We start from the raw sequence: 15,294 nt of genomic DNA, 5'->3' as shown, positions 1-15,294 counted from the left end.
ATGGCGAATGATATTTCTACATTATTAAAAGTAGCAGAAATGTATTATTTAGATAGGATGAATCAAAACGATATTGCGAAAATAATTGGGGTATCACGTCCATCCATTTCTAGAATGCTGGAGGAAGCACGAGAGAAGCAGATCGTTAAAATCACGATCGAAGCGCCTTTTGAACGTAACAATGCGTTAATGACGAAATTAAAAGAAAAGTTCGATCTTTTGGAGGTTATTGTTGTAAAAAGCTTGGGAGATTATGAATTCAATCTCGACAATGTAGGTAAAGCTTCAGCTGATTATATCAACGGAGTTTTAGCGGATGACAAGCTTTTAGGGATTTCGTGGGGGAGAACCGTTGAAAAAATGGTTAAATACTTCCCAGATCATGAGCTGAAAAATATCCATGTGGTCCAGCTGACTGGAAGCTTAGGTCCGAACCGAACAGTGATGGATGGGAATGAGCTAGTTTTTCGCTTGGCTCAAAAATTAGATGGTCGCCATGAATTCTTCAATGCACCAGCGTTTGTCAACTCCCGTAAGCTGCAGGAAGAACTGCTGGCTCAGCCGCAAATTGATTTGAATATTTCGCTGGGACGCAAGATTGATGTGGCTTTTAGCGGAATCGGAAATATCGAAACGACGCGGAATACGCTCGTCTCTTCAGGGATCTTAGATAATCGTGATTTGAATGATTTACTCGCTGAAGGAGCTGTGGGAACAATGATTGGTCGGGCCTTTGATGTCGAAGGAAAAGAAATTCAATACCGTAATCAGTTCCCGATTTCTAGTGGTCTAGATTCACTTCGACTATCCCCAATCAGCATTGGTGCAGTCTGCTCAAAAAAAAGAGCAACAGCAACCCTTGGTGCAATCAATGGTAAATTAATCAATGTTTTGATTTGTGATGAGGAAGTCGGTTATGAATTGTTGAATAGTTAATTTAGTTGTACTGAGTTTATAGAATAGCAAATAACCTCTTCCTTTAAAAAAGGAAGAGGTTATTTGTGTTTTGGAGAATTTGCTAAATAAAAGCTTTACAACCGATAAATGTGTCTGCTGGATTTGTTTACGATGGTAATATCACCTTTGTCATAACGATGTCGTGTTTGAGAGTATTCAAAGGGCTGATCGTTTTCCAGATACACCGTTTGTTCGATTTCTAAGACAGGGTCGTCTGGCTGACAGTGAAGGTATTCAATGTCATATTGATCAGGTTTGTCTGCTTTGATTCTACGATGCGATTGACCAAATTTTAAATGCAAGTCCTCTTGGATATACTGATAGATCGAGCTCTTTAAAATTTCTTCACTGATTCCTGGAATTAGTAAGACAGGCATCACCGTGTATTCAATCGCTAAGGGCTCGTCGTCCAGCATACGAAGTCGAATAATATCATAGATTGGATCATTTTTACCGATCTTCAGTTTTTCTTGATCCTTTTCACTGGGGAAGGTCACACCAAAGGAAATAATTTTACTGTTTAGATTTCCTAGGTGCCCCAGTTTTTTTGTCATGCCGCCATAAATACTAGCGTCATAATCATAGACCGATTCAGGTCCCTTTACATAAGAACCTGATCCTTGTCGTCCTTCGATTAATCCCTCGATTTGTAGGCTTTTCAACGCTTTTTGGATTGTTACGCGGCTTGTGGTGTAAAGCTTCGCTAATTCTGCTTGATTCGGTAATCTAGAGTTTTTTGGGTAAACACCATCGATAATCTGCTTTCTTAGGTCTACTGCGATATCTTGATAAAACGCCATTTTTCTTCTCCCTTAATGTTGAAAAGTAAGTTGATAAGCCTGAGGTTTACAAATTTTTCAGAAAAAGATACTTGAATTTACAAATTTTTATAACTGTATTAGATTGGCAATGTAATCGATTACTAAAAAGATTGATATTCCGATTTTATCATGATTTTTTATAAGTTGTAAAAAGAGTATAGCATAGTTGAAAACTAAAAAAGCAAGAATCAATTACGAGGAGGAGTATTATGGAAAACGGCTTTATGGGAAAACTTACGGAAGTTCTTGGTAACTTTGCGACGAAGGTCAATTCATTTCGTTACATCATGGTAATCAAGAATGCTTTTGCTTCCTTAATCCCAGTTATCATTACCGGAGCGTTTGGGACCTTGTTCTCAGCGATGGTATTTGACAATGAAAATGGTTTAGCGAGAATCAAGGCACTGAGCTTTTTAGCAGAATTGAAACCGATATCATCAGCTGTAAGTTATGTTACTTTGAGTTTTCTAACGATTTACGCAGTTTTTCTGATCGGTATCGAGTTGGCCAGGTTGAACAACGTGAAAGGCATTTTTCCGGGAATTGTCGCGGTGATGAGCTATCTATCAGTCAATCCTTTTGTCTATGAATATGTAAATGCTGATAATATCACTGTCATAGCTGAAAATGTTCTAGCGAAACAATATACAGATACGAAAGGATTATTCCTCGGGATGTTTGTGGCGATTGCTTCGATTGAGCTGTATTGTTGGCTAGGACGCCAAGAACGTTTGAAGTTAAAAATGCCAGATACTGTTCCCACCAATGTATCAGAAAGCTTCTCAGCTTTATTTCCAACCATATTAACGGTAGCTATCATTGCAACTGCGGGTTTTGTAATAAAAGCGGTGACGGGAATGTACGCGTATGACATTATTTACAATATTGTACAGCGACCGCTCGAAGGGATCGTTCAAGGCCTGCCAGGAATCCTACTGCTTATGTTTATCGCGCAGGTGTTCTGGGTCATCGGAATCCATGGAAACCAGATGGTAAAGCCTGTGCGTGAACCGTTACTGTTGGCTGCCATCGCTGTGAATACCGAAGCCTTTGAAGCAGGAAAAGAAATCCCTAATATTATCACAATGCCTTTTTGGGATATGTATATGAGCATGGGCGGTTCAGGGGTTACGATCGGTTTATTGATCGCAATTTTATTCGTTAGTAAACGAGACGATATGCGAGAAATCACCAAATTATCCTTGGCTCCCGGAATTTTCAATATCAATGAGCCGGTAATTTTCGGAATGCCAATCATGCTTAACCCGATTTTAGCAATCCCATTTATTGCGACCCCATTGATCGCCGGGACGATCGGTTATATAGCGACATCACTTGGTTTTGCGGCAAAAGCGGTGGTGATGGTCCCTTGGCCGATGCCGCCTATCGTGAATGCTTATCTTGCGACAGCAGGTGATATTGGTGCAGTGGTTACTCAAATTATTTGTATTATCGTATCCATCTTGATCTATTTACCGTTTGTTAAAGTTTCGAACAAAGCAGCAATAAAAAATGCGTAAAACTACTATGAACTAGGAGGTAACTAATGGAAATTTCAATTCCGAAAGATTTTATAATTGGAGCAGCAGCATCAGCTTGGCAAACAGAGGGCTGGAAAGGTAAAAAAGCAGGTCAAGACTCTTTTATCGACAGCTGGTATAAAAACGAAAGATTTGTTTGGCACGAAGGATACGGTCCAGCCGTGGCGACGAATTTCATGGAAAATTATGAGAAAGATATCGCGCTGATGAAGGAGATTCATTTGACTCATTATCGAACCTCCATCAATTGGGCACGCTTTTTTACAGACTACGAAAAGTTGATCGTAGATGAGGAGTATGCCGCACACATTGATGAGATCATTGATAGGCAGATCGAAGCAGGTGTAGAGCCGATGATCTGTTTAGAGCATTACGAGGTGCCTTCATATTTGCTGGATACCTATGATGGTTGGTCTTCTAAACACGTCCTTGAACTATATGTGCAATACGCGCAGATTGCTTTTGAGCGATATGGTGATCGCGTGAAAAATTGGTTCACTTTTAATGAACCGATTGTCGTTCAAACTAGATGCTATTTGGATGCTGCGCGCTGGCCGCATGAACAAAACACAAAAAAATGGATGCTATGGAATTATCATAAGGCCTTAGCAACAGCCAGAGTCGTTGAAAGCTATCATCGGACACAAGATGACGGACGGATCGGCTGCATTTTGAATCCTGAAATGGTCTATCCTCGATCAAGTTCAGTTGAAGATGTTCAGGCAGCGAAGATGTATGATCTATTCTTTAATCGTGTGTTCTTTGATCCCATGATTAACGGCGAATATTCTGAAGAGCTGATTCAAGTATGTAAAAAACATGAGATTTATTTTGATCCGACAAACGAAGAACTTGAGGTTATCAAAAACAATCCTGTTGATTTTCTTGGAATCAATCAGTATTATCCAAAGCGCGTCCGTGCGCCAAGATATGCTTGGAATGACCAAACACCCTTCCACCCAGAAGCCTATTATGAAAGCTTTGATCTTCCTGGAAGACGAATGAATAACTCTCGCGGCTGGGAAATCTACCCAGAGATTATGTATGATATGTCGATGTATCTAAAAGATAATTATCGCCCAATTCCATGGTTGATCACAGAAAATGGAATGGGACGTGAACAAGAGGAATTATATAAAAATGAGGATGGGATTGTTCAGGATGATTATCGTATTGAATTCATCTCGCAACATCTCTACCATTTATTGCGAGGAGTTAAAGATGGCTCAACCTGTGAGGGGTATATGCTTTGGGCCTTTACTGATTGTGTTTCACCTATGAATGCTTTTAAAAATCGCTATGGGTTGGTTCGCATTGAGTTGGATAAACAACGTACGCGATCATTGAAGAAATCTGCCTATTGGTATCGTTCATTAGTGGATGATCGGAAGCTTATTGTTGAGGATGAAAAAGATTTTAAATAGAAAAATGCTCTCCAATCATTTGTATAAATAGTTGGAGAGCATTTGTTTTACGGCTTATTTACTTGTCCTTGTAGCTGGGTCGAGTTTGCGTTCGACGATACTCAAAATCCAGTCGGTCATGATTGCCATTAAAGCAGTTGGTAAAGCTCCCGCTAAAATGATGGCGGTTCCGTCTGTTGCATTGGTTCCGCGAATAATAATATCACCTAAACCACCAGCTCCAACAAAGACACCGATGGCAGTAATTCCGATCGCTACGACTAGTGCGTTTCGAATACCGGCCATAATCACCGAAACAGATAATGGAAGCTCAATCATATATAGCCGCTGCCAATTGGTCATTCCCATGCCGGTTCCAACATCCAATGCATTTTTATCGACTTGACGCATGCCAGTATAGGTGTTTTTGATGATCGGCAGCAGCGAGTACAAGAACACGGTCAAAATTACGACGTTAACTCCAAGCCCCATTCCAATCATTAAAACGGAAATCATCGCTAAAGAAGGGATGGTTTGGATAACATTGGCTAAACGAATTACCCAGTTTGCTAATTTTGTATGACGAGCAATGAAAATCCCCAGAGGAATCCCCACGATCGCCGCAAAAATCACCCCGTAAATCGAAATCAGAAAGTGGCGTATAAATTGGGCAAAAATAATACTGCCATTCGTTTGATAATATTGAATGAATTGTTGAAATGTATTTAGATTTTGCATTACGCTCACTTCCCTTCGAAATAGTTATGTTCTTTTAGAAAATCTTCTGCAACGATTTGTGGTTCCACAAGGTCATTGTCTGCTCGGTAATTAAGTCTTTGCATTTCTTCAGTAGAGATTTTTCCCGCTAAACGTTCCAACGCGTCTTTGACCTTGGGATCAGTTTTCAATAATTTATTTGAAACGATCGGTGCTGCGTCATAAGGTGGGAAGAATCGCAAGTCATCTTCTAGCATTACAAGGTCATAGCTGGCGATTCGTCCATCTGTTGAATAGCCAAGAACGATATCCATTTTTTTCGCGGACAACGCATCATAGACGAGGCTGACCTGCATAGGCAAAATGGAAGAAAACTCAAAACCGTAGGCTTGTTTAAAGCCCTCGTAGCCATCACCTTTTCGCGTGATCCAAGAAGTATCTACTCCAGCTTTTAATTCTCCTGCAACGCGCTTTAAATCACTAACCTTTCTCAGGTTGTATTTTTCTGCTGTGTCTTTTCGAACTAAGAATACATACGTATTGTCAAAACCATAAGAAGGGAGCCAGGTTTGATCAAAACGCTTCTCAAATTCATCATGGACGATAGTAAAGGCTTTTTTAGGATCCTTTTCTGCAGGTAACTGCAGGATGGAAGATAAATCCGTTCCTGTATATCGTGCGGATGAGATGGAAGCATCGTCTTTCAACATCGCTTGGTGATTGATCATATTGGTGGCTAAGTTATTGATCACTGTCGTTTTCTTGTCAGTATAATGTTCAACCATTCCAGCAGTGATACTTCCAAGTATCTGCATTTCTGAGGTGATTCCCCCAGTAACAGCGATAGTATCTTCGTCATCGTTGGAGGCTAGACCAGGAAAGGAACAGCTGCTTAGGAACAATAGAGAAAGTCCCATTAAAATGAAAATCTTTATTTTTTTCATGGATTAATCCTCCTTCCTTAGTGCTGCCGGAGTCATCCGATCTTCCAATAAACCTAGAAGCTGATCGATGATCAATGCCATTAAAATAACAGGGACAGTACCTGCGATAATCAAAGGAGGTTGAAAGTTGTTTAGTCCACTGAAAATAAGGTCGCCTAGGCCGCCTGCGCCAATATAAGAAGCGAGTGTGGCCCATGCGATTACATAGACAGCTGCTAAACGAATTCCTGCCATGATCGTAGGAATCGCTATAGGCAATTCCACTGTAAAGATCGATTGCAGGTTGGTCATTCCCATTCCTTTTGCAACGTCCCGATAATTACGATCAACATTTTTCATCCCGATAAAGGTATTTCGCAAAATCGGCAAAAGTGAATAAATAAACAGTGCGATAATCGCCGGAAATTTCCCTACACCGAAAAAAGGGATCATCAATGCTAACAAGGCAAGTGAAGGAATGGTTTGTAAAACGCTGGCGATCCCGATCACTAAATTAGAAATTTTTGGCAAACGGGTCAATACGATCCCTAAAGGAACAGCTACGAGAATTCCTAGGCCTAAAGCGATGGCTGAAATATATAAATGTTCAGCGCTTTTTGTCAGCATTTGTCCACCATATTCATTGATGAATGCTTGCATAATTACGCCTCCTCACTACTGATGTTTTCGGCCGCATCTCCGAAAGTATCTTCCTCGCCCCAAAGAACATCATAGATAATATCCACAAGAGAAACTCTTGTTAAGATCCCCACAAGATGATTGCCTTCATCTACAACAGGCACATATTTTACGCCACGTTTTAGAATACGTTGTAGGCTATCTCGCACCAAAGCCGCTTCTTTAACATAGAATACCTTTGGATTAATGATATCACCGATGCTTGTTGCTTTTCCTCGGCGGCGTTCGCGGTCGATTGTTTCAACGTCAACGAAGCCCTTCAGGACATTTTCTTCATCAACGACCAATAAGGTATCTACCCGTTTTTCTCGCATCAGACGAATCGCATTTTGCAAACTTTTTTCTGGCGTGATAGAAATAGCTGTGTGCATCATGATCTCACCAACTGTTGTGGTATCTGGTTTTGCTTGCAATAAGCGGTCTTCACCTAATAATTCTTCAACAAACTCATTGGCTGGATTTTGCAAAATATTTTCTGGTGTATCAAATTGAATGACTTTTCCGTTATCCATAATGGCGATCCGGTTCGATAATTTTAACGCTTCATCCATATCGTGAGTAACGAAGACGATCGTTTTACCTAACCGTTCTTGCAAATCCTTTACAAGATCCTGCAAAGAATCACGAGTAATCGGATCTAAGGCTCCGAAAGGTTCATCCATTAAAATGACATCCTGATCAGCTGCAAGCGCACGAACAACCCCGATTCGCTGCTGTTGTCCACCAGATAATTCGTGTGGATAACGATCTAGCATATCTCGTGGTAATTCTACTAGGTCAATCATTTTCTCTGCTGTCTTGTTTTGCTCTTCCTTGTCGACTTTCAATAGTCGTTGTACAAGAGTAATGTTGTCACGAATCGTCATATGCGGCATCAAACCAATATTTTGAATAACATAGCCAATTTGGCGTCGTAATTCAACGGGATTTTTCTTTTGGATATCCTCTCCGTTGATTCGAATCGTTCCCTTTGTTGGATCAATCATACGATTGATCATTCGCATGGTTGTTGTTTTTCCGCTCCCACTAGTCCCAATCAAACAAATAAATTCACCCTTATTAAAAGAAAGGTTGACGTCTTCCACTGCTACTTTGTTTCCATTATAAATTTTAGAAACGTGGTCAAATTCAATCATCTTCTGTGCTCCTTTTTAATCGTTGGAAATCTTCCAATTTTTTCTTTTTTTACGGTCGATACATTTTGTTAGAACTCAAGTGAGAACAGCAAAAAGTATCAATTGAATGTAAAAAAATGAACATAGTTATGATTTTAGTATGCAACAAGAAGCGTTTAAAAACAAATAGACCGCTTCTTTTTGGTCAAAAAGAAGCAATTTGAACCGATTTCACTGAAAGAAGAATAACATTTTTAGAATGTTTTTTTCGAGTACTTTGACTTTTCGCAACGTTTAGCAGAACTCATAAAAAACATTTTTCTGGACCTTAAGAAAAATTTTGACAAATTTGCTCTTTTTTCTATTGGTATCGTGAGAAAGAAAACAGCACAGTGCTTTTCAATAGGATTGACCCATGATAGAATAGCGGAGGAAAAGAGGAGAAGCTATGTTAACCACAGAAGATTTTGATTTTGATTTACCAGAAGAATTAATTGCCCAGACCCCTCTAGAAAAACGCGACAGCTCGCGTCTATTAGTGTTAGATCGAGAATCTGGCCAAATCGAGGATAAGCATTTTGATGAAATTATTGAAGATTTGAATCCAGGAGATGCCTTAGTGATGAATGATACACGGGTATTGCCTGCTCGTTTATATGGCGAAAAGCCTGAAACGGGAGGACACTTGGAAGTATTATTGCTGAACAACACCCAAGGAGACGAATGGGAAACTCTGATCAAGCCAGCGCGTCGTGCGAAAGTCGGCACTCAGATTGTTTTTGGAGATGGCCGTTTACGGGCAGAAGTGAAGCAAGAATTAGAGCACGGTGGGAGAATTGTGGAGTTTTCCTATGAAGGAATCTTTTTAGAAAACTTGGAGTCTCTTGGTGAAATGCCACTGCCACCATATATCAAAGAACGTTTGGAAGATCCAGAGCGTTACCAAACCGTATACGCAAAGGAAAACGGCTCTGCTGCAGCGCCAACAGCTGGATTGCACTTCACGCCAGAATTGCTGGAAAAAATCGCTGCTAAAGGTGTGAAATTGGTTTACTTGACCTTACATGTAGGCCTTGGCACATTTCGACCAGTGAGTGTTGAAAATATAGCTGAACATCAAATGCACAGTGAATTTTATCGCTTAACGGAAGAAGCTGCTGCTCAGTTAAATGATGTTCGTGACAGTGGTGGAAAAATTATTGCAGTAGGGACAACGTCGATCCGTACCTTAGAAACGATCGGGACGAAATTTTCTGGGGAAATCAAAGCAGATTGTGGCTGGACCGATATTTTCATCACACCCGGCTATGAGTTCAAAATTGTTCAAGCCTTTTCGACCAATTTTCACTTGCCCAAATCAACATTAGTGATGCTGGTAAGTGCGTTTGCTGGACGTGAGAAAACGTTGGCTGCTTATCACCACGCTATCGAGGAACGTTATCGCTTTTTCAGTTTTGGCGATGCGATGTTTGTGAAATAAAGGAATCGAAAGGTAAGGCACTAGATACAGTCAAGTATTTAGTGCCTTTTTGTCGTTGAATAGTCCTTAGAAGCTAAAGCAGGAAGAAAAATTGACCGCTATCTTGAAGTAAGGAATTCATTTTTCGAAACCCATGAAAAATGAGTTTTAATCTCGCCACGCCTACGATTCGACTAAAGTGTTCAACATTTTTGATAGTCTAAAACTTTATCATAGCGGATATTAATAATAAATACTGCGAAAAGTCGATCTCGCAAAAAAAAGCCAGGCTCTCGATAAGCCTGGCTCTTAGAATTTCGGAAGGATTAGTTCATTCGAATTTTATATTACTTTATGATACATGCAAAGTATTACATGAATTTCTTGACTATAAACATAAATATTTGTTTTTACTACGTTTTCACTTCTATTCAGTTTTAAGAAACTTTTTCTTACTTACGTATCATTTTACTTGTGTGTTTGATGTACTACTCAACCTTGGATACGCATTCACTATTTATAAAGAAATACTTCACACGTACACTATTGACAACTTTTCGGTGAATCTTGTATTACTAACAATTTTATTGTTTACTTTTTTCTACTTTCCTTTATCGAGAAATCCTTCGAATGATCTAAGTTCCTCCTTCCTTGTATCTATAATATAGCACATTACCAACTTTTTTAAAAGCGATTACCTCTGGTTATTTTAGATATTTATATTTGTTACTTTTTGACGAAAATAAAAGGTGTATGCTTTGAGTTCACCTGCTTTTCTGTGTTATAGTAATAATATAGACAAGTTTTTTATAACAAAAGGAGGAATAGGATGGAACCCTACAAAGAGACAGTGGATGCTGTAGTTAGCGAATACGATGCTAGTTTGGATGATGGACTGACAGAAAAAAAAGTTGAAGAGAAAATAAAAAATAACGGTAAAAATAAGTTTGATGAAGCGTCTAAAGAATCATTGGCAAAAAAGTTTTTCCATAGTTTGACTGATTTTACGACGATTATTCTATTGGTAGCTGCAGTGATATCTTTATACACTGCCATTGCTACAGATCATGGTGATTATTTCGAGAGTTTTCTAATTATTGCGATCGTTGTGATTAACTCTGTTTTAGCAATCGTACAAGAAGGAAATGCAGAAAAAGCATTATCAGCCTTACAAGACATGAACAAGCAAACGGCTACTGTTATACGAAATGGTAAACAGGAAGAGATTGATGCAGAGGACTTAGTGCCAGGTGATACATTATTACTGGAGTCAGGCTCGATGATCACAGCAGATGCGCGAATCGCAGAAGCATCACAATTACGAGTAGAAGAATCAGCCTTAACTGGTGAAAGCGAACCAGTGATGAAGGATCCAGAATATCAGGGTGAAGAAGACGATTCTTTAGGTGATCGTTTAAATATGCTTTACAAAGGCTCGACAGTAGTAAACGGCCGCGGAAAAGCAATTGTAACGGCAACAGGTATGAAAACCGAGATGGGAAAAATCGCTGGCCTTTTAAATAGTGATGAAACTCAAAAAACACCTCTGCAAAAACGATTAAATCAATTAGGCAAACGGATCAGTTTGATCGCTTTGGCAGCTGCGGCTTTTGTGTTCTTCATTGGGCAGATGCAAGGGGAACCAATGCTAGATATGTTCATCACAGCAATCTCATTAGCAGTTGCCGCTGTTCCAGAAACCTTGACCGTTATCGTGACCTTGACCTTGGCATTTGGCGTACAGAAGATGGCGCAGAAAAATGCGATTATTCGTCGGTTACCTGCGGTAGAAACACTTGGCTCTGCGAATGTGATTTGTTCAGACAAGACCGGAACCCTAACGCAAAATAAAATGCGGGTTCGTCGCGTTTGGACGCATGGGGATTCGGTGGTGGATACAGAAGAAGGCATGACTGATGAAGCGATGGAAGTATTAAGTATCGCGGCCTTGTGTACCGATGTCATCGTGGAAAATGATGATAATGAATTAGAAATAAAAGGAAATCCAACGGAAGCGGCGATTGTTCGTGCCGTGGAAGAAAATTATCATACGAAAGCAGAACTGGAAGAAAAATATCCGCGAATTGGAGAAATACCATTTGACTCAGATCGAAAGATGATGACGACTGTACATAAGCGCGGAAAGAAATTTATCTCCATTACAAAAGGCGCTTTCGACGTTTTATATCCGAAGTTTCATTATGGTGACGTAGACCAAGCGGCGATCGTCAATGATCGCTTTGGAAAAAAGGCCTTACGGGTCATTGCAGTAGGTTATGCGATCCATGAAGAAGAGCCGAAAGAGATTACTTCAGAAGCTTTAGAGAAAAATTTACGTTTGATGGGTCTAATCGGAATGATCGATCCACCACGTCCAGAATCAAAAGCGGCAATCGCCCGTGCGAAAAAAGCCGGAATTAAAACGGTCATGATCACAGGGGATCATGTCGTGACTGCTGGAGCAATCGCAAAAGAACTAGGTATCATGAAGAGCCGCAAAGAGGCGATTTCTGGTGCTCAGCTGCAAAAAATGACTGATGAAGAGCTGGATGATCGTGTCAAGGATCTATCTGTCTATGCTCGAGTAACACCGGAGGATAAGATCAGAATTGTAAAATCTTGGCAACGATCAGGAGCTGTTGTGGCAATGACTGGTGATGGTGTCAATGATGCGCCGGCATTGAAAGCCAGCGATGTTGGTTGTGCGATGGGGATTACAGGAACAGATGTGGCTAAAGGCGCAGCCGATATGGTTTTGACGGATGATAACTTCGCGACAATTGTTGATGCAGTCGCCCGCGGTCGTTCTGTTTATCAAGGGATTCGCAAAGCGATCAATTTCTTGTTAAGCTGTAATATCTCAGAGATCTTTATTGTGGTTATTGCTATGCTGCTAGGTTGGGGGGCGCCATTTACAGCCGTTCAATTGCTTTTCGTAAACGTAGTCGCTGATGGTTTGCCAGGTTTTGCGTTAGGTAGAGAACCAGCAGAAGCGGGAATCATGGATGAAAAACCAATTCCTCGTGATGAAGGAATCTTTGCCCGTGGCCTCTGGAAGAAAATTGGTTTGAATGCAGCGGTCTTTACTGTAGTGACATTGATCGGTTTTTATATCGGGGCTTTTGTCGAACATATTAGCTACTTTACTCCGCCTAGTTTAGAAGTTGGTCAAACTGTGGCATTCTTGGTCTTAGCTTATTCATCAATACTACATGTATTTAATGTTCGCAGCAGCAAGTCGATTTTCAAAGTTGATTTAGCTACGAATAAATCATTGGCGCAAATGGCTTGGTTGGCACTAGGAATTACCACGGCGATTGCTTTGATTCCGCAAACTCAGGAGCTGTTCTACTTGGTTCCGATTAGTATGAATCATTGGATTATCGCGATTCTTCTTTCATTAGTTCCGATTATTGTGACTGAACTAATTAAGTTTCACAAAGCGCCGGAAGTCGATCCAGAAAATATATAAAAAGCAAGCGCTAAGTTGAAATCAGCTTAGCGTTTTTTGTCTGTTTAAAAACGACCTGTATAAATCTATAAAAATAGTTAAATTTATCGTTTATCAACAAAAAAATATTGAATATCAATTTTTCGAATGCTAATCTATGGGTATCAATTTTAGTGAGGTGTTTTGATGAAGCGTAAGGTCAATTTGCTTAAACTGGCGTTAATTATTATTTCGTTCTTGGTTATCTTTGTCACAGTGATTTTTACTTTCCAATTCTCTTCGGAAAGAAAAGACGGCATTAACAGTCTACTTTACTGCGCGGTTTTTGGTTCCGTTGTATTAGGATTTCGTGTGTTGTTTCTATTAAATCGAATTTTGAATTTTATTAAGGGTGCGGAGGCTTTTTCTGTCAAGACGTTGAAGGTCGTTTCGCAGATTAAGAAGCTTATTTTGTTGGTCAGTATCGTATTTGTAGGTATTTTACCGTTTTTTTACAGAGTTGCTGATCGGAAAGATGCTCCTGGTGTAATGGTGATTGGTTTAGCGTTCGTTTCGATTCCGTTCACAGCGTTTATTTTTACGCAAATTGTCGAGGAATTATTTAAAAGTGCCACTGAGTTGAAGAGTGACAGCGAGTTAACCATTTAGGGGGAAAAGATGGCGATTATCATTGATTTAGATGTTGTTTTGGCACAGCGGAAAATGAGTGTGAGCGAACTCTCGGAGAAAGTCGGAATTACGCTTGCAAATATATCAATACTGAAAAACAACCGTGCAAAGGCAATCCGGTTTTCAACGTTAGACAAGATCTGCGAAGTTCTGGAGTGCCAACCTGGTGATATTATAAAGTATCAAGGAGATTGAGATGAATAGAGGAAGTATCCTTCTTTCTTAAGCTCTAGATAGAAAGTTGCAAAAGCGGTTTAAAACCAGTATCATGATACAAGTTGCAGACTTATACATATAGAAGAAAGTAGGAAATTAAATGACTGAACCTGCCATTTCTTATCGTTTAATAAAGAAAGAAAAACATACAGGAGCTCGCCTCGGTGAGATTATCACGCCTCATGGAACATTCCCAACACCCATGTTCATGCCTGTAGGAACTTTGGCTACCGTAAAAACGATGTCGCCTGAAGAATTAAAGGAGATGGGTGCCGGTATTATCTTAAGCAATACCTATCATCTTTGGTTACGTCCTGGAGAAGATTTAGTTGCTGAAGCAGGCGGCCTGCACAAATTTATGAATTGGGATCAGCCGATCTTAACAGATTCTGGCGGCTTCCAAGTTTTCTCATTAGCGGATATGCGAAATATCGTCGAAGAAGGTGTTCATTTCAAGAATCATTTGAACGGCTCAAAAATGTTCTTATCACCAGAAAAGGCCATCGATATCCAAAATAAATTAGGCTCCGACATCATGATGAGCTTTGATGAATGTCCCCCATTTGATGAAAGCTATGACTATGTTAAAAAATCAGTCGAGCGCACGTCTCGCTGGGCGGAACGCGGTTTGAAAGCCCATGCCAATCCAGCGACTCAAGGGCTATTCGGAATCATTCAAGGTGCTGGCTTTGAGGATTTGCGTCGTCAAAGTGCCAAGGATCTTGTCAGCATGGACTTTCCTGGTTACTCGATCGGTGGACTTTCAGTCGGTGAACCAAAGGAAGAAATGAATCGGGTCTTAGAATTTACGACCCCATTGATTCCAGAAAATAAACCACGTTACTTGATGGGCGTAGGAGCTGCGGATTCATTGATCGATGGCGTGATTCGCGGTGTTGATATGTTCGACTGTGTGTTGCCAACGCGAATTGCTCGTAATGGTACCTGTATGACCTCATCTGGACGCTTAGTTGTTAAGAATGCGAAGTTTGCGCACGATTTCCGTCCATTGGATGAAAAATGTGATTGCTACACTTGTCGTAACTATACGCGTGCCTATATTCGTCACTTGATCCATTGTGATGAAACTTTTGGGATTCGTCTGACGTCTTACCACAATTTATATTTCTTAATCAATCTAATGAAGCAAGTTCGTCAAGCGATTATGGATGATAATCTATTAGAATTCCGCCAAGCCTTTTTTGAAGAGTACGGCTTTAATAAGCAAAACGCAAAAAGTTTCTAAAGTCTGAATAAAAAAGCTAGTGTAACCTTAAAAACTTTGTTACAGTTAAAAGTGGATTTACTAAGAATGCGAGGGGA

At 40.1% G+C, this 15,294-nt stretch carries 13 protein-coding genes; 8 read left to right on the top strand and 5 right to left on the bottom strand.

Going from position 1 to position 15,294, the window contains the following annotated elements:
* Complete coding sequence (locus AUF14_RS11755) at positions 1-936, top strand: sugar-binding transcriptional regulator (protein WP_102866058.1); 936 nt, start codon at positions 1-3, stop codon at positions 934-936.
* Positions 937-1,031: 95 nt separating this feature from the next.
* Here AUF14_RS11755 and AUF14_RS11750 read toward each other — a convergent pair whose 3' ends face one another.
* On the bottom strand, positions 1,032-1,757 hold the full coding sequence (locus tag AUF14_RS11750; protein WP_049220560.1) for a GntR family transcriptional regulator: 726 nt from the start codon (positions 1,755-1,757) through the stop codon (positions 1,032-1,034).
* Positions 1,758-1,987: 230 nt separating this feature from the next.
* On the opposite strand from AUF14_RS11750, the gene AUF14_RS11745 reads away from it, so the two are divergent.
* Both AUF14_RS11745 and AUF14_RS11740 read left to right on the top strand, forming a co-directional pair.
* Positions 1,988-3,298, top strand: a complete 1,311-nt coding sequence (locus tag AUF14_RS11745) for a PTS sugar transporter subunit IIC (RefSeq protein WP_102866057.1) — start codon at positions 1,988-1,990, stop codon at positions 3,296-3,298.
* 26 nt (positions 3,299-3,324) lie between these two features.
* The gene (locus AUF14_RS11740; RefSeq protein WP_049220564.1) at positions 3,325-4,743 is read left to right on the top strand and encodes a glycoside hydrolase family 1 protein; all 1,419 of its coding nucleotides are present in this window, start codon (positions 3,325-3,327) and stop codon (positions 4,741-4,743) included.
* A gap of 54 nt (positions 4,744-4,797) precedes the next feature.
* On the opposite strand, the gene AUF14_RS11735 is transcribed toward AUF14_RS11740, so the two are convergent.
* The 4 genes from AUF14_RS11735 to AUF14_RS11720 are packed head-to-tail and all read right to left on the bottom strand — an operon-like array spanning position 4,798 to position 8,197.
* The gene (locus AUF14_RS11735) at positions 4,798-5,460 is read right to left on the bottom strand and encodes an ABC transporter permease (protein WP_016179553.1); all 663 of its coding nucleotides are present in this window, start codon (positions 5,458-5,460) and stop codon (positions 4,798-4,800) included.
* Between the two features lie 5 nt (positions 5,461-5,465).
* Positions 5,466-6,383 carry an osmoprotectant ABC transporter substrate-binding protein gene (locus tag AUF14_RS11730; protein WP_049220566.1) on the bottom strand — a complete coding sequence of 306 codons (918 nt, stop codon included), beginning with the start codon at positions 6,381-6,383 and terminating at the stop codon, positions 5,466-5,468.
* 3 nt (positions 6,384-6,386) lie between these two features.
* Positions 6,387-7,022 (bottom strand): ABC transporter permease, encoded by a 636-nt coding sequence (locus tag AUF14_RS11725; RefSeq protein ID WP_016179555.1) that lies wholly within the window; start codon positions 7,020-7,022, stop codon positions 6,387-6,389.
* 2 nt (positions 7,023-7,024) lie between these two features.
* Positions 7,025-8,197, bottom strand: a complete 1,173-nt coding sequence (locus AUF14_RS11720; protein ID WP_016179556.1) for a betaine/proline/choline family ABC transporter ATP-binding protein — start codon at positions 8,195-8,197, stop codon at positions 7,025-7,027.
* A 427-nt stretch (positions 8,198-8,624) separates the two neighbouring features.
* Between AUF14_RS11720 and queA the strand changes: the two genes are divergently transcribed.
* The 5 genes from queA (at position 8,625) to tgt (ending at position 15,217) form a co-directional block, all read left to right on the top strand.
* Positions 8,625-9,656 (top strand): tRNA preQ1(34) S-adenosylmethionine ribosyltransferase-isomerase QueA, encoded by a 1,032-nt coding sequence (gene queA, locus AUF14_RS11715; RefSeq protein WP_102866056.1) that lies wholly within the window; start codon positions 8,625-8,627, stop codon positions 9,654-9,656.
* Between the two features lie 808 nt (positions 9,657-10,464).
* On the top strand, positions 10,465-13,107 hold the full coding sequence (locus AUF14_RS11710) for a cation-translocating P-type ATPase (protein ID WP_049220570.1): 2,643 nt from the start codon (positions 10,465-10,467) through the stop codon (positions 13,105-13,107).
* Between the two features lie 165 nt (positions 13,108-13,272).
* Positions 13,273-13,734 carry a DUF2975 domain-containing protein gene (locus tag AUF14_RS11705; RefSeq protein ID WP_049220572.1) on the top strand — a complete coding sequence of 154 codons (462 nt, stop codon included), beginning with the start codon at positions 13,273-13,275 and terminating at the stop codon, positions 13,732-13,734.
* A gap of 9 nt (positions 13,735-13,743) precedes the next feature.
* Positions 13,744-13,950, top strand: a complete 207-nt coding sequence (locus AUF14_RS11700) for a helix-turn-helix domain-containing protein (RefSeq protein WP_016179560.1) — start codon at positions 13,744-13,746, stop codon at positions 13,948-13,950.
* 121 nt (positions 13,951-14,071) lie between these two features.
* Positions 14,072-15,217: a tRNA guanosine(34) transglycosylase Tgt gene (gene tgt, locus AUF14_RS11695; RefSeq protein WP_016179561.1), complete on the top strand. Its 1,146-nt coding sequence runs from the start codon at positions 14,072-14,074 to the stop codon at positions 15,215-15,217.
* The last annotated feature ends 77 nt before the right edge of the window (positions 15,218-15,294 follow it).

Source organism: Enterococcus avium (assembly GCF_002891025.1).
In the GTDB taxonomy this organism is placed as follows: domain Bacteria; phylum Bacillota; class Bacilli; order Lactobacillales; family Enterococcaceae; genus Enterococcus_A; species Enterococcus_A avium.
Note: the sequence above shows the minus strand (reverse complement) of the source record. Positions and strands in the feature narration are given on the sequence as shown.

Bases quoted from the DNA above. Each gene is read 5' to 3' on its own strand.
- AUF14_RS11730 (WP_049220566.1), bottom strand. From the start codon at position 6,383: ATGAAAAAAATAAAGATTTTCATTTTAATGGGACTTTCTCTATTGTTC.
- AUF14_RS11720 (WP_016179556.1), bottom strand. From the start codon at position 8,197: ATGATTGAATTTGACCACGTTTCTAAAATTTATAATGGAAACAAAGTA.
- AUF14_RS11755 (WP_102866058.1), top strand. From the start codon at position 1: ATGGCGAATGATATTTCTACATTATTAAAAGTAGCAGAAATGTATTAT.
- AUF14_RS11745 (WP_102866057.1), top strand. From the start codon at position 1,988: ATGGAAAACGGCTTTATGGGAAAACTTACGGAAGTTCTTGGTAACTTT.
- tgt (WP_016179561.1), top strand. From the start codon at position 14,072: ATGACTGAACCTGCCATTTCTTATCGTTTAATAAAGAAAGAAAAACAT.
- AUF14_RS11725 (WP_016179555.1), bottom strand. From the start codon at position 7,022: ATGCAAGCATTCATCAATGAATATGGTGGACAAATGCTGACAAAAAGC.
- AUF14_RS11750 (WP_049220560.1), bottom strand. From the start codon at position 1,757: ATGGCGTTTTATCAAGATATCGCAGTAGACCTAAGAAAGCAGATTATC.
- queA (WP_102866056.1), top strand. From the start codon at position 8,625: ATGTTAACCACAGAAGATTTTGATTTTGATTTACCAGAAGAATTAATT.
- AUF14_RS11735 (WP_016179553.1), bottom strand. From the start codon at position 5,460: ATGCAAAATCTAAATACATTTCAACAATTCATTCAATATTATCAAACG.
- AUF14_RS11740 (WP_049220564.1), top strand. From the start codon at position 3,325: ATGGAAATTTCAATTCCGAAAGATTTTATAATTGGAGCAGCAGCATCA.
- AUF14_RS11705 (WP_049220572.1), top strand. From the start codon at position 13,273: ATGAAGCGTAAGGTCAATTTGCTTAAACTGGCGTTAATTATTATTTCG.
- AUF14_RS11700 (WP_016179560.1), top strand. From the start codon at position 13,744: ATGGCGATTATCATTGATTTAGATGTTGTTTTGGCACAGCGGAAAATG.
- AUF14_RS11710 (WP_049220570.1), top strand. From the start codon at position 10,465: ATGGAACCCTACAAAGAGACAGTGGATGCTGTAGTTAGCGAATACGAT.